This is a genomic window from Pseudomonas sp. Z2-11, assembly GCF_054161305.1.
Map to the genome: position 1 here is coordinate 3,797,983 of NZ_CP096395.1, position 14,598 is coordinate 3,812,580.

A 14,598-nucleotide genomic window follows, 5' to 3' on the forward strand; every position below is an offset into this window, starting at 1 on the left:
CCCAAAAGCAGCGACTCAATTCACCTGTCACACCGAGGTGCCAGGTCACGGGTTGCTTCGCAACCCAGCGGGAGCAAGCTCCCTCGCCACAAAGGCACTCTCGCCATGGATCCAGGTAATCCAGCGCTTTGAGCCCCCGCCTTTTTCCTGCCGATACAAGCTGTTACTGTACAGGCCATAAAAGCCCAAGCCGCCTGGATCGGATCTCAGACTTGATACGTCCCCTCCTCCTGTTCCTGATCAGCCTGGCCTTGAGTTCCCCCGCCGGCGCCACCATCAGCGAAAGCCATGGCTATGCGCAATTCGGCACGCTCAAGTACCCGGCCAGATTCACCCACTTCGACTGGGTCAACCCGCAAGCGCCCAAGGGCGGCACCTTGCGGGTCATGGCATTTGGCACCTTCGACACACTCAATCCATATACCTTCAAGGGCAGCAGTCCGGTCTCAACGGCAAATTTCCTGCAATACGGCATCAATGAATTGAACGAGCCGTTGATGGTTGGCACCGGCCAGTACGCACCGTCCGGCGACGAACCGACGTCGAGCTACGGCTTGATCGCCCGATCCGTGGAATACAGCGAGGACCGTAGCTGGGTGGTGTTCAACCTGCGGCCGGAGGCGCGGTTCCATGACGGCGTGCCGATCACGGCTTATGACGTGGCGTTTTCCTACAGGACGCTGCTCAAGGAAGGTCATCCGCAATACCGCACCAACCTGCAGGAAGTGCTGCGGGTCGATATCCTCAATCCGCTGAAAATCCGCTTTGTCTTCAAGCGTGCGGGCAATCCCTTGCTGATCCTGCGCCTGGGGGAACTGCCGGTGCTGCCCCAGCACTACTGGAAAGACCGCGACTTCAAGGCGACCACCTTCGAGCCTCCCCTGGGCAGTGGCCCTTACCGCATCACCAAGGTGCAGCCCGGCCGCCAGTTGGTCTTCGAACGGGTCAAGGACTACTGGGGCAAGGACCTGCCGGTCAATCGCGGCAAATACAACTACGACCGCATGGTCGTCGAGTTCTACCGCGACAGCGAGGTGGCCTTCGAAGCGTTCAAGGCCGGTGAATTCGATATCTACATCGAACACCAGGCCAAGAACTGGGCCAACGGCTACAACTTCCCGGCGATCAACCGTGGCGATGTGATCAAGGCGCAGATTCCCCATCAGATTCCGACCCAGACCCAGGGCCTGTTCATGAACACCCGGCGCAGCACCTTCGCCGAGGTCAAGGTGCGCGAAGCCCTGGGATTGATGTTCGATTTCGAATGGACCAACCGCACGCTGTTCAGCGGTGCCTACAAACGCACACTCAGCTATTACCCCAACAGTGAATTTTCCGCCACGGGCCTGCCCGTGGGCCACGAATGGCTGCTGCTCAAGCCCTATCGCGAACAATTGCCGCCCCGGTTGCTGACCGAACCCTTCAGCCTGCCTCGCACCGACGGTCGCGGCGTTCCGCGCGAGACACTGCGCAAGGCCCTGGGCCTGTTGAAAGAAGCCGGATGGACCCTCCACGGCCAGCACTTGCTGAACGCCGACAAGCAGCCCTTGCGCTTCGAAATCCTGTTGGTGAACCCGAACCTGGAGCGCATCCTCCAGCCCTACGTCGAGAACCTCGCCAGCATCGGCGTCCAGGCCCGTCTACGCACGGTGGACCGCGCCCAGTACAAGCAGCGCCTGGACCAGTTCGATTTCGACATGATCCTGCTGACCCTGAGCCAGACCCTCAGCCCAGGCCTTGAGCAATGGCAGTATTTCCACTCCAGCCAGGTCGGGATCAAGGGCAGTAAAAACTATGCGGGCATCGCCAACCCCGTGGTCGACCACCTGCTGGAGAAGCTGCTCGCCGCCCAGACTCGCGACGAACAGGTCGCCGCCGGCAAGGCCCTGGACCGCGTGCTGCTATGGCAGCATTACTGCATTCCCAACTGGTATCTCAATTATCATCGCCTGGCGTACCGCAACCGGTTCGCCTTCGTCACTACGCCGCCCTACACCCTGGGCCTGAGCGCATGGTGGCTGAAATCTTCGGAGAAAGATCAATGAAGCCTTTACGCGCTCTGCTTCTGCAGGCCGGCGGTCTGTTATTCGCCGGACTGGCCTGTGCCGCGCCGCAGCACGCCTTGACGTTGTACAACGAGCCGCCAAAGTACCCAGCCGACTTCAAGCATTTCGATTATGTAAACCCGGATGCCCCCAAGGGCGGGATATTCCGTCAGGGCGGGTTTGGTGGCTTCGACAGCCTCAACCCGTTTATCAGCAAGGGCGTACCGGCCGAGGATATCGGCCTGATCTACGACACCCTGGCCAAGCAAGGCCTCGACGAGCCCTTTACCGAGTACGGCCTGATCGCCGAAAAGATCGAGAAGGCCCCGGACAATGGCTGGGTGCGCTTCTATCTGCGCCCCGAAGCCCGCTTCAACGACGGCCATCCGGTGCGCGCCGAAGACGTCGTGTTCAGCTTCGAGACCCTGACCAGGGACGGCGCACCGATGTTTCGCGGTTATTACAACGACGTCGCCGAAGTCGTCGCCGAGACGCCACTCAAGGTCCTGTTCAAGTTCAAGCACACCAATAACCGCGAGCTGCCGCTGATCCTCGGCCAATTGCCGGTATTGCCCAAGCACTGGTGGGCCAACCGCGACTTCAACAAGGGCAACCTGGAGATCCCCCTCGGCAGTGGCCCCTACCGGGTCACCGAAGTGAAGGCGGGGCGCTCGATCCGCTACGAGCGCGTCAAGGATTACTGGGGCAAGGACCTGGCGGTCAACCGCGGCTTCTACAATTTCGACGTACTGACCACCGATTACTACCGCGACAACACCGTGGCGGTAGAGGCGTTGAAAGCCGGGCAATTCGATTTCTGGCTGGAGATGGCTGCCAAGAACTGGGCCAACGCCTACAACATTCCCGCCGTCAGCGAAGGCCGCCTGATCAAGGAACAGATCCCCAACGGCAACCCCACCGGCATGCAGGGTTTTGTCTACAACCTGCGCCGCCCGATCTTCCAGGACGTGCGGGTGCGCCAGGCGTTGAGCCTGTTGCTGGACTTCGAATGGACCAACAAGCAGTTGTTCCACGGTGCCTACGCCCGCACCCGCAGCTATTTCGAGAACTCGGAAATGGCCGCGACCGGCCTGCCCGGCGAAGACGAATTGAAGATTCTCGAACCGCTGCGCGGCAAGATTCCCGAACAGGTTTTCAGCGAAACCTTCCAGCCGACGGTCTGCGATGGCAGCGGCATGATCCGCGACCAGCAGCGCAAGGCCTATCAATTGCTGCAGGAGGCCGGCTGGCGCATCGTCGACGACAAGATGGTCGACGCCCAGGGCAAACCGGTGGTGCTGGAATTCCTCCTGGCCCAGACCGAATTCGAGCGGGTGCTGCTGCCCTTCAAGCGCAACCTGAGCGACCTCGGCATCGAGCTGGTGATTCGCCGCGTCGACGTGTCCCAGTACATCAACCGCGTGCGCTCCCGGGACTTCGATCTGGTGGTGGGCAGCTTCCCGCAGTCCAGCTCGCCGGGTAACGAGCAGCGCGAGTTCTGGATGTCGGCTGCCGCGGACAAGCCTGGCAGCCGCAATACCATGGGCCTGAAGGACCCGGCCGTCGACCAGTTGGTGGAACAGTTGATCAACGCCGATTCGCGCAAAAGCCTGGTAGCCCATGCCCGGGCGCTGGACCGGGTGCTGCAGTGGGGCTACTACGTGATCCCCAACTGGCACATCAAGACCTGGCGCGTGGCCTACTGGAACCACATCGGTCACCCTGAAATCACCCCGACCTACGACATCGGCACTACCACGTGGTGGGTCAAACCGGACATCAAGCCGGCCGAAGAAGTGGAAAAACAAGTGATCGAGCAGCAAGTCGCCGCCCCTGTGAGCGTGGAGTAACCCGATGCTGGCTTATATTTTTCGGCGCCTGCTGCTCATCATCCCGACCCTGTTCGGCATCCTGCTGATCAACTTCGTGATCATCCAGGCCGCGCCCGGTGGGCCGGTGGAACAGATGATCGCCAAACTCGAAGGTTTCGAAGGCGCTACCAGCCGCATCGCCGGCGGCGGCGCGGAAGTGTCGGTGGCCGGCTCCTCCTACCGCGGCGCCCAAGGCCTGGATCCGGCACTGGTCAAGGAAATCGAGCGCATGTACGGGTTCGACAAGTCGGCCCCCGAACGCCTGTGGATCATGATCAAGAACTACGCCCGCCTGGACTTTGGCGACAGCTTTTTCCGCGACGCCAAGGTCATCGACCTGATCAAGGAAAAGATGCCGGTGTCGATCTCCCTCGGGCTGTGGAGCACGCTGATCATGTACCTGGTGTCGATCCCGCTGGGAATTGCCAAGGCCACGCGGCACGGCAGCCATTTCGACGTGTGGACCAGCTCGGCGATCATCATCGGCTACGCGATCCCGTCGTTCCTGTTCGCCATCCTGCTGATCGTGGTGTTTGCTGGCGGCAGCTATTTCGACTGGTTTCCGTTAAGGGGCCTGACGTCAAACAATTTCGAGGAACTGAGCCTGGGCGGCAAGATCCTCGATTATTTCTGGCACCTGGCCTTGCCTGTCACCGCCCTGGTGATCGGTAACTTCGCCACCATGACGCTGCTGACCAAGAACAGTTTCCTCGATGAAATCAACAAGCAGTACGTGGTCACCGCCAAGGCCAAGGGGCTGACGCGCAACCGGGTGCTCTACGGGCATGTATTTCGCAACGCCATGCTGCTGGTGATTGCCGGTTTCCCTTCGGCGTTCATCGGGATCTTCTTTACCGGCTCGCTGCTGGTGGAAGTGATCTTCTCCCTCGACGGCCTTGGCTTGATGAGCTTCGAAGCCGCCATCAACCGTGATTATCCGGTGGTCTTCGGCACACTGTTCATCTTTACCCTGCTGGGGCTGGTAGTGAAACTGATCGGCGACCTGACCTATACCTTCGTCGATCCGCGTATCGACTTCGAAAGCCGGGAGCATTGAGATGAACCTCTCCCCTCTCAATCGTCGCCGTTTCGAACTGTTCAAGGCCAACAAGCGTGGCTGGTGGTCGTTGTGGCTGTTTCTGTTCTTGTTCGTGCTCAGCCTGGGCGCCGAGCTTATTGCCAACGACAAGCCACTGCTGGTGCACTACGACGGCGGCTGGTACTTCCCGGCCCTGAAGCGTTACCCGGAAACGACGTTCGGCGGCGAATTCCCGTTGGAGGCCAACTACAAGAGCCCGTATATCCGCGAGTTGCTCGCCGCCAAGGACGCCTGGGTCGTGTGGGCACCGATTCCATTCAGCTACCAGAGCATCAATTACGACTTGAAGGTCCCGGCCCCGGCACCGCCCTCGTCGGTGAACTGGCTGGGCACCGATGACCAGGGCCGCGACGTGCTGGCGCGGGTCATCTATGGCTTTCGCATCTCGGTGCTGTTCGCGCTCACGCTGACGGTGCTCAGCTCGATCATCGGGGTGATTGCCGGTGCGTTGCAGGGCTTCTATGGCGGCTGGGTAGACCTGGCCGGCCAGCGTTTCCTGGAAATCTGGTCCGGGCTGCCGGTGCTCTATCTGCTGATCATTCTCGCCAGCTTCGTCCAGCCGAACTTCTGGTGGCTGCTGGGCATCATGTTGCTGTTTTCCTGGATGAGCCTGGTGGATGTGGTGCGCGCCGAGTTCCTGCGCGGGCGCAACCTCGAATACGTGCGCGCCGCGCGAGCGCTGGGCATGCAGAATGGCGCGATCATGTTCCGCCACATCCTGCCCAACGCCATGGTCTCGACCATGACCTTCATGCCGTTCATCCTCACCGGCGCCATCGGCACCCTCACCGCCCTGGATTTTCTCGGTTTCGGCCTGCCGGCCGGAGCACCATCCCTCGGCGAGCTGGTGGCCCAGGGCAAGTCCAATCTGCAGGCGCCCTGGCTGGGCATCAGCGCATTCGCCGTGCTGGCGATCATGCTGAGCCTGTTGGTGTTCATCGGCGAGTCCGCTCGCGATGCCTTCGATCCGAGGAAGTGAAATGAACCAGGACAATCTGATCGAAGTACGCGACCTGGCGGTGGAATTCATCGTTGGCGAACGCCGCCAGCGCGTGGTCGAGGGCATCAGCTTCGACATCAAGCGCGGCGAAACCCTCGCCCTGGTGGGTGAAAGCGGCTCGGGCAAGTCGGTGACGGCCCATTCGATCCTGCGCTTGCTGCCCTACCCGCTGGCCCACCACCCGACCGGGACCATCCAGTACGCCGGCCAGAATCTGCTGGGTCTCAAGGAAAAGACCATCCGCCATATCCGTGGCAACCGGATCGCGATGATCTTCCAGGAGCCGATGACTTCCCTGAACCCGCTGCACTGCATTGAAAAACAGCTCAATGAAGTGCTCGGCATCCACAAGGGCCTGACCGGCAAGGTCGCCACCCGTCGCTCCCTTGAGCTGCTGGAACTGGTCGGCATCCCCGAACCGCACAAACGGCTCAAGGCGTTGCCCCACGAACTGTCCGGTGGCCAGCGTCAGCGGGTGATGATCGCGATGGCCCTGGCCAACGAGCCGGAACTGCTGATAGCCGACGAACCGACCACCGCGCTGGACGTCACCGTGCAGTTGAAAATCCTCGATCTGCTCAAGGATTTGCAGGCGCGCCTGGGCATGTCGCTGCTGCTGATCAGCCACGATTTGAACCTGGTGCGAAGAATTGCGCATCGCGTATGTGTCATGCAGCGCGGTTGCATCGTCGAACAGGCATCGTGCGCAGAGTTGTTCCGCGCGCCGCAACATCCGTACACTCGGGAATTGCTGGCCGCCGAGCCCAGCGGCAACCCGGCGACCAACGTGGTCGGCCCGCCGCTGCTGGAGGTCGAGGACCTGAAAGTCTGGTTCCCGATCAAGAAAGGCCTGTTCAAGCGCACGACGGATTACATCAAGGCGGTGGACGGAATCCGCTTCAGCCTGCCCCAGGGCCAGACCCTGGGCATCGTCGGCGAGAGCGGTTCCGGCAAGTCCACGCTGGGGCTGGCGATCTTGCGGTTGATCGGCAGCCAGGGCGGGATCCGCTTCGAGGGCAAGCAGCTCGACAGCCTGTCGCAGCAGCAGGTCCGGCCGTTGCGCCGGGAGATGCAAGTGGTGTTTCAGGACCCGTTCGGCAGCCTGAGCCCGCGGATGTGTGTGAGCCAGATCGTCGGCGAAGGACTGCGGATTCACAAGATCGGCACCGAAGCCGAACAGGAACAAGCGATAATCGCGGCATTGAAGGAGGTAGGCCTGGACCCGGAAACCCGGAACCGCTACCCCCACGAATTTTCCGGAGGGCAACGGCAGCGCATCGCCATTGCCCGGGCCCTGGTGCTCAAGCCGGCGTTGATTCTGCTGGACGAACCAACGTCGGCCCTGGACCGTACCGTGCAACGCCAGGTGGTGGAGCTGTTGCGGTCATTGCAAACCAAGTACAACCTGACGTACCTGTTTATCAGCCATGACCTGGCTGTCGTCAAAGCGCTGAGCCACCAGTTGATGGTGGTCAAGCATGGCCAAGTGGTCGAACAAGGTGATGCCCGCAGCATATTCGCCGCGCCGCAACACCCCTATACACAGCAGTTGCTGGAGGCCGCTTTCCTGGCCCCGACAACTGCCGAATAACCTGAAAGAGGAGCAACACATGGGTTTTCTCGCCGGTAAGCGCGTACTGATCGTCGGTGTCGCCAGCAAGCTGTCCATCGCATCCGGCATCGCTGCCGCCATGCATCGCGAGGGCGCTGAGCTTGCCTTCACTTATCAGAACGACAAACTCAAGGGTCGTGTCGAAGAGTTCGCGCAAGGCTGGGGTTCGAGCCCTGAGCTGTGCTTCCCGTGCGACGTCGCCAGCGATGAAGAAATCGCCAAGGTCTTCGAAGAACTGAGCAAGAAGTGGGATGGCCTGGACTGCATCGTGCACTCCGTGGGCTTCGCCCCGGGCGACCAACTGGATGGCGATTTCACCGAAGCCACCACCCGTGAAGGTTTCCGCATTGCCCACGACATCAGCGCCTACAGCTTCGTGGCCCTGGCCAAGGCCGGTCGCGAGATGATGAAAGGCCGCAACGGCAGCCTGCTGACCCTGTCGTACCTGGGCGCCGAGCGCACCATGCCGAACTACAACGTCATGGGCATGGCCAAGGCCTCCCTGGAAGCTGGCGTTCGCTACCTGGCCGGCTCCCTGGGCCCGGACGGCACCCGCGTGAACTGCGTATCGGCCGGCCCGATCCGCACCCTCGCCGCTTCCGGCATCAAGAACTTCCGCAAGATGCTGGCCGCCAACGAAGCGCAAACCCCGCTGCGTCGCAACGTCACCATCGAAGAAGTCGGCAACGCCGGCGCCTTCCTGTGCTCGGACCTCGCGTCGGGCATCAGCGGTGAAATCATGTACGTGGATGGCGGCTTCAACACCACCGCCATGGGCAACATCGAAGAGTAAATCTTCGCGTTGCAATAAAACGCCGCTTGCCCTGGAAAGGCCAAGCGGCGTTTTTTATTGCGGCTTTGGGGGGATGGCCAACAACACGAAGGCAAAGGCGAGCAGGAACAACAACGCCGCTATTAATCCGGACACGGCGTCATACAGGTAGGCCAAGGAGACCAACACCCCCAGGAGCGACGTTAAAACAAGGGGAATATTGGCAAGCGCATACACGCTGATACGCAGTCTGAAAGACCGGCGCCTGAGAAACCGCTGGGCGATACTGCCTATTCCGGTCAGGGCCAATGATGCCGAGGTCAATATGATCAACAAGACCAGGTAGATCGAAACAGCGGGCACACCCCGGGTGTCGTTGAGATCTCCGGGATTCTCCACCACGCTGTCTACGGGAAAGAAAAACAGCAGTGCACAGGCCGCCAATAGGCAAAGGATAGCGGCGCCCAGTCTTTTCTCGCTGCGTATCATGGTGGGTCACCTTGAAAAATTGATCGGAAGCTCGCCGGTAATTCGTATTTCATAGTCCTGCGCTCGGGCAACGCGCCCCACTTGATGCAGTGCCGTGGTCGCTTTTTCATCAAATACCGAACGATGATTGCTGGCATTTGCATCATAACGATCCGAAAAAGCCTTGGCAGTCCCTGTAAACGACAGGCTACCTGAGGTGTTACGGATCACCTGACCGGTTATTTGAAGCGTGATGTTTCCAAGGTAGATCCTTGCGATATTCGAATCCTGAGCCGTGGAATAGGGAACCCTCATATTGACACTGGTTACCCCTACTCCCGCGGTATTGATAATCGCCATCAGGTCGGGAATCTTGTTCGGTGCTGGGCTGATTCCAATTCTGTCGAGTCGAACGCTTGCAGGTTTGCCCTTGCCAAGTAACCAATGACCGATAGCTTTGAAGGGTGTGAACACGCCTCCGGAAAACTCCTGCTCGACCGCCAGCTGTTCAATGGCAGTTATCTTGGTTCCTTCTTTAACTCCCAGCTTCCAAGCGTCTGCAGTGCCAAGCCCGGGATTCTTCAGCATTAACAGATCAGAACCATGGGCAACCTTCAAATCACCAATGATGAAGCCGTCCAAGCCATAACGAACCGGTCGATTATTGCGCATGGCTACGAGATGACGTCCAAGCATCTGAGGCCAATGACCCCGTTCGTAAGCCACGTTGCGCTCTTGGATCATTTTTCCAATCATCGCCAGCGGCGCAGGGAATGGGAGCCCCCTTCCACTTCCGCGTGACGTGCCAAATTCTTCGGGATAAACAAATGTCAGGGGCAATTCGTTATTCATAAGGGGTACCAGTCAGATGGAGGTAAGGCTGCGGTCATGGGTCTGCAAACATGATGCAAAGCTCATTCTGCGTACCTCCGCTCCCCCTTGTGCGGTACATATATATAGCGTCGCGTCGGCTACCTGCATCACTGCTGAATGCCTCCAAAGTGGAGCTGGACCATTCATCCCACAATGCATTTGCGCCATCCGAAGCATCCAGGAAAAACACAAAATCCTGTGGGAGCGAGCTTGCTCGCGATAGCGGTGCATCAGTCGACGGGGATGCTGAATGGGCTGTCCTCTTCGCGAGCAAGCTCGCTCCCACAATGGAGCTGCGCCACTAGGAGCATCCAGGCACAACACAAAATCCTGTGGGAGTGGGCTTGCTCACGAAAGCGGTGGATCAGTCGACGGGGATGCTGGATGGGCTGGCCTCTTCGCGGGCAAGCCCGCTCCCACAGTGGTTCTGCGCCATCCGGAGTGTCAGGCACAACTCGAGACCGTGTGGGAGCGAGCTTGCTCGCGAAGACGGTGGGTCAGTTGAGGGTGATGTCGGGGGGCAGCTCAATCAGTTTGGGCTATTGCGCCGCCCCTGCTTCTGCGCATACATCGCCGCATCCGCCTCTGCCAGCAGGCTGTCGATCGACTCATGCCGCTCGGGGTCATATTCGATCTGGCCCACGCTGAAATCGATGTCATAGCCGCGCTGCAACGTTATGTTGCGCTCGTCGAGCATTTCCCTGAGCCGTGCCATGATCGCCGTCGTCTCGACATGGGAAGCGCCGGTGAGCAGGGCGACGAACTCGTCGCCGCCCATGCGACCGATCACGTCGCTTTCACGAAAGGCAATGCGCAATACGTCGGCGAACGTCTTCAGCGCGCCGTCACCCTCGGCATGCCCGAAGCGATCGTTGATCGGCTTGAAGTCGTTGAGATCGAAAAACAGCAGTGTCGCCGGCCGCGAAAGACGGCTGCAGACACTCAGCGCGTGCTGGGCCAGCGTCATGAAACCGCGCCGATTGGACAGCAGCGTCAGTTCATCCATGCTGGCCATCTGCACGGCGACCAGCTCCTGCTCGGCCATGCTCGCCAGATCGCGCAGCAGCTCGCGTTCGTCGTCGTTGAGGGTGCGCGGCCGGGTGTCCAACAAGCACAGGGTGCCCATCTTGCTGCCATCATCCAGCCCCAGCGGATGCCCGGCATAGAAGCGGATGCCAGGTTGGCCCTTGACCAACGGATTATCGTGGAACCGCACGTCCTGTTCCGCGTCGCAAATCTCCAGGATCTCGTCCTGCAAGATCGCATGCCCGCAGAACGACACCTCGCGCGGGGTCTCACTGGCTTCCAGGCCGGCGCTTGACTTGAACCATTGCCGATTGGCATCCACCAGCGACACCAGGGCGATCGGCACGTTGAACAGACGCCGGGCAAGACGGGTAAGGCGGTCGAACCGCTCCTCGGGTGGGGTATCGAGCAGCTTGAGCGACTGCAATTGTTTGAGGCGAACGGCTTCGTTGTCAGGTTTGCCTGGCGCAAGCATCGGTAACTCCGTTGGCGGAACTCATCAGAGTCTAGCCCAGACCGGAACAAACTCGAACGGGCATTTTCCGGCACGGACGCATACACTCAGGCACAGCCAATAAAACAGGACATTGCCTGATGAAGCCCGCCAACCACGACGCCGCCCCACGCTTCTGGCGCGACGCGGCGCTGCCTTTCATCGAGGCCCGGGCCATCGCCGATGGGCGCAAGGTCTGTTATTCGCGGCATTCCCATGATCACTTTTCCATCGGCGCAATCACCGCCGGACGCAGCACCTACCTGCACGAACAATCGCGGTTCCAGGTCCAGAGCGGCACGGTAGTGCTGATGAATCCCGGCGACGTCCATGCTTGCAATCCGATCGACGATCAGCCCTGGTCTTATGTGATGCTGTATGTCGATACCCAATGGCTGGGGGATCTACAACGCCGTATCGGCTTTGACCCCTCGCTGGACTTCCAGGCATTCGGCACAACCCATAGCCGTGATGTCGCGCTTTTCTCCGGCCTGTGCGGGCTCTACGAAACGCTGGTGGCTGAACATATCGATACCAGTGGCAAGCAAGTCGCCGCCGAAGTGTTTTTCACCGATCTCCAGCATCGACTCAACCCGGCCGGACGCCCGGAGCGTGGCAGCCACCCGGCGCTGATGCGGGCGGCGCAGTTCATTCACGACCATTGCACCGAAGCCCTCAAGCTCGAGGATATCTGCGCCTTCGCGCAGCTTTCGCCATCCTATTTGAGCCGGGCTTTCAAGCGCCACTACGGCATGACACCGCATGCCTTCCTGATCAACCGGCGCATCCAGTTCGCCCGCCGTCAACTGCGCGAGGGCAAGCTGATTGCCGATGTGGCGCTGGACAGCGGGTTTGCCGATCAGGCGCACTTCCAACGGGCGTTCAAGCAACACCTGGCGGCTACCCCCGGGCAGTATCGCGGCTGATATAGCCACTTGACTCCGTGGCGAGGGAGCTTGCTCCCGCTGGGCTACGCAGTAGCCCCAAAACCTGGCGACTGCTGCGCAGTCGAGCGGGAGCAAGCTCCCTCGCCACAAAAGCTCTGCCAGTTGGACACCTCATCAGACTCAAGGCAACAACAGATACACCGCGCTCGCCACCAACAACGCCGCCATCAATCGATTGAACAGGCGCATGGTCGCCGGGTTACCCAGCCACGTGCGCAGAAAGCTGCCCGCATAGGCCCAGCAACCCACCGAGACGTAGCAGATGACCAGGTAGATCGCCGCGAACTGCCACACCAGCCGCGCCTCGCCGTCAGCCACGAAGGCGCCCATCCCCGCCACGCAAGCCAGCCACGCCTTGGGGTTGAGCCACTGCATCAACGCACCATGGAACATCGAAGGCGCGCGCCCCTCGTCCCGGTCACCCAGCTCGCCGTTGTCCACCGCCAGTTTCCAGGCCATGTACAACAGGAACGCCACGCCAGCCAGTTGCACCACACGCGTGAGCTCAGGCCAGCGCTGCAATACTTCATGCAACCCCAATCCCATCAAGACCAGCAGCAGGACGAACCCGAGGGTGGCGCCGGCGACATGGCGCAAGGTTGCGCGAAATCCATATCGGGCACCGGAGCTGAGGGCGACGATATTGACCGGGCCCGGAGTAATGGAAGCCACCAGGGCAAAGGTGGCCATGGAAAATATCAAGCTCATCACATATCTTCTTCAGTTCAGGAAAGAGGCCCCAAGGTAAAGGGGCCGCCTGCTCGGGTATTGAAGAAAACTGCCTTTGTCGTCGAGCACTTCCGCTTCATTTTTTTACGCAAATTTTACGCGGCAAGCGATTCACCAAATCGATACTGGGCAGCTCTTTGAATCAGGCGTCATCCATGTCTATAGCGGTTCTGCGTCTCATCGGTTTCATCCTCGGGATTTTCCTGATCACCCTTGCGATCAGCATGGCGATTCCGCTGTTTACGCTGCTGTTCTACGGGCGCAACGATGACTTGTCGGCATTTCTATGGTCGAGCCTGATCACCTTCGTCTGCGGTGTGGCACTGGTGGCCCGTGGAAGGCCGGACCACGTCCAGATGCGCCCCAGGGAAATGTACCTGCTCACCACCGCCAGTTGGGTAATTGTCTGCGCATTCGCCGCCCTGCCGATGGTGTTCATCCAGCACATCAGCTACACCGATGCATTTTTCGAGACCATGTCGGGCATCACCACCACCGGCTCGACCATCCTGACCGGGTTGGATAGCGCATCGCCCGGCCTGTTGATCTGGCGGTCGATGCTGCACTGGCTCGGCGGAATCGGCTTTATCGGCATGGCCGTGGCGGTCCTGCCGCTGCTGCGGGTCGGCGGCATGCGGCTGTTCCAGACCGAATCTTCGGACTGGTCGGAGAAAGTCACGCCGCGCTCTCACGTCGCGGCCAATTACATCCTGTGGATCTACATCGGCTTGACCGCTCTCTCGACGTTGGGGCTGTGGCTTGCGGGGATGACGCCTTTCGAAGCGATCAACCATGCGATGTCGCTGATTTCCACCGGAGGCTTTTCCACCTCCGATGCGTCCCTGGCGCACTGGCCCCAACCGGCGGTTCATTGGGTGTCAGTGGTCGTCATGATGGCCGGATCGCTGCCCTTCACGCTGTATGTCGCGACATTGCGGGGCCATCGGCGCGCCCTGCTCAAGGACCAGCAAGTCAGGGGCTTCATCGGCTTCCTGGTCGTTACATGGCTGCTGGTGGGTACCTGGCTGAGCCTTAACAGCGATCACGCGTGGTGGGACGCGGTCCGCATCGTGGCGGTCAACGTTACCTCTGTCGTCACGACCACTGGCGTGGCGCTGGGTGACTACACGCTGTGGGGCAGCTTTGCCCTGTTGCTGTTCTTTTACCTGACGTTCGTCGGCGGCTGTTCGGGATCAACGGCCGGGGGCTTGAAGATTTTTCGCTTTCAAGTCGCCAGGGTGCTGCTGATGGGCAGTTTGAAGCAGCTGATCCATCCCCGGGCGGTGATCCAGAAGAAATACAACAACCATCCCATCGACGAGGAAATCGTTCGTTCGCTGCTGACGTTCTCGTTCTTCTTCACCATCACGATCGGCGCCATCGCCCTGGGTCTGGCCCTGATCGGCCTGGACTGGACGACCGCCTTGACCGGTGCCGCCACTGCCGTCTGCAACGTGGGTCCGGGCTTGGGCAACATCATCGGCCCGGCCGGCAACTTCTCGACCTTGCCGGATGCGGCAAAATGGCTGCTGACCATCGGCATGCTGCTGGGACGGCTGGAAATCCTGACGGTGCTGGTGCTGTTCACGCCGGTGTTCTGGAAGTACTGACTCGTCGAACAGGACTGAACGGCAGACGAAAAAAATCGCGAGGCCCGGAAACA

The 14,598-nt window shown here is 60.3% G+C and carries 12 protein-coding genes; 8 read left to right on the forward strand and 4 right to left on the reverse strand.

What is annotated here, in order from left to right; translation table 11 throughout:
- Positions 1-212 precede the first annotated feature (212 nt).
- Genes M1E16_RS16745 through fabI form a run of 6 tightly spaced genes read left to right on the forward strand, consistent with a single transcriptional unit; the run spans position 213 to position 8,420 of the window.
- The gene (locus M1E16_RS16745) at positions 213-2,045 is read left to right on the forward strand and encodes an extracellular solute-binding protein (protein ID WP_434573597.1); all 1,833 of its coding nucleotides are present in this window, start codon (positions 213-215) and stop codon (positions 2,043-2,045) included.
- A complete protein-coding gene (locus M1E16_RS16750) occupies positions 2,042-3,895 on the forward strand; it encodes an extracellular solute-binding protein (protein WP_458127913.1) in 1,854 nt (617 codons plus the stop codon). The genes M1E16_RS16745 and M1E16_RS16750 overlap by 4 nt, the downstream gene beginning before the upstream one ends.
- A gap of 4 nt (positions 3,896-3,899) precedes the next feature.
- The gene (locus M1E16_RS16755) at positions 3,900-4,973 is read left to right on the forward strand and encodes a microcin C ABC transporter permease YejB (RefSeq protein ID WP_434601108.1); all 1,074 of its coding nucleotides are present in this window, start codon (positions 3,900-3,902) and stop codon (positions 4,971-4,973) included.
- 1 nt (position 4,974) lies between these two features.
- Positions 4,975-5,994, forward strand: coding sequence for an ABC transporter permease (locus M1E16_RS16760; RefSeq protein WP_458127914.1), 1,020 nt, complete (start codon positions 4,975-4,977; stop codon positions 5,992-5,994).
- A gap of 1 nt (position 5,995) precedes the next feature.
- Entirely contained in the window at positions 5,996-7,606 is a 1,611-nt protein-coding gene (locus tag M1E16_RS16765) for an ABC transporter ATP-binding protein (RefSeq protein ID WP_434601110.1), read from the forward strand.
- Between the two features lie 19 nt (positions 7,607-7,625).
- Positions 7,626-8,420, forward strand: coding sequence for an enoyl-ACP reductase FabI (gene fabI / locus M1E16_RS16770; protein WP_003202751.1), 795 nt, complete (start codon positions 7,626-7,628; stop codon positions 8,418-8,420).
- A gap of 54 nt (positions 8,421-8,474) precedes the next feature.
- Here fabI and M1E16_RS16775 read toward each other — a convergent pair whose 3' ends face one another.
- The 3 genes from M1E16_RS16775 to M1E16_RS16785 form a co-directional block, all read right to left on the reverse strand.
- Positions 8,475-8,888 (reverse strand): hypothetical protein, encoded by a 414-nt coding sequence (locus tag M1E16_RS16775; RefSeq protein WP_458127915.1) that lies wholly within the window; start codon positions 8,886-8,888, stop codon positions 8,475-8,477.
- Positions 8,889-8,894: 6 nt separating this feature from the next.
- Complete coding sequence (locus tag M1E16_RS16780) at positions 8,895-9,719, reverse strand: lipid II-degrading bacteriocin (RefSeq protein WP_434657135.1); 825 nt, start codon at positions 9,717-9,719, stop codon at positions 8,895-8,897.
- Positions 9,720-10,269: 550 nt separating this feature from the next.
- Entirely contained in the window at positions 10,270-11,241 is a 972-nt protein-coding gene (locus tag M1E16_RS16785) for a sensor domain-containing diguanylate cyclase (RefSeq protein ID WP_434601111.1), read from the reverse strand.
- Positions 11,242-11,360: 119 nt separating this feature from the next.
- Here M1E16_RS16785 and M1E16_RS16790 point away from each other — a divergent pair, with 119 nt between their 5' ends.
- Entirely contained in the window at positions 11,361-12,185 is an 825-nt protein-coding gene (locus M1E16_RS16790) for an AraC family transcriptional regulator (protein WP_458127916.1), read from the forward strand.
- A 141-nt stretch (positions 12,186-12,326) separates the two neighbouring features.
- Here M1E16_RS16790 and M1E16_RS16795 read toward each other — a convergent pair whose 3' ends face one another.
- The gene (locus M1E16_RS16795; RefSeq protein WP_458127917.1) at positions 12,327-12,914 is read right to left on the reverse strand and encodes a LysE family translocator; all 588 of its coding nucleotides are present in this window, start codon (positions 12,912-12,914) and stop codon (positions 12,327-12,329) included.
- A 176-nt stretch (positions 12,915-13,090) separates the two neighbouring features.
- Between M1E16_RS16795 and M1E16_RS16800 the strand changes: the two genes are divergently transcribed.
- Entirely contained in the window at positions 13,091-14,545 is a 1,455-nt protein-coding gene (locus M1E16_RS16800) for a TrkH family potassium uptake protein (RefSeq protein ID WP_458127918.1), read from the forward strand.
- Positions 14,546-14,598 lie beyond the last annotated feature (53 nt).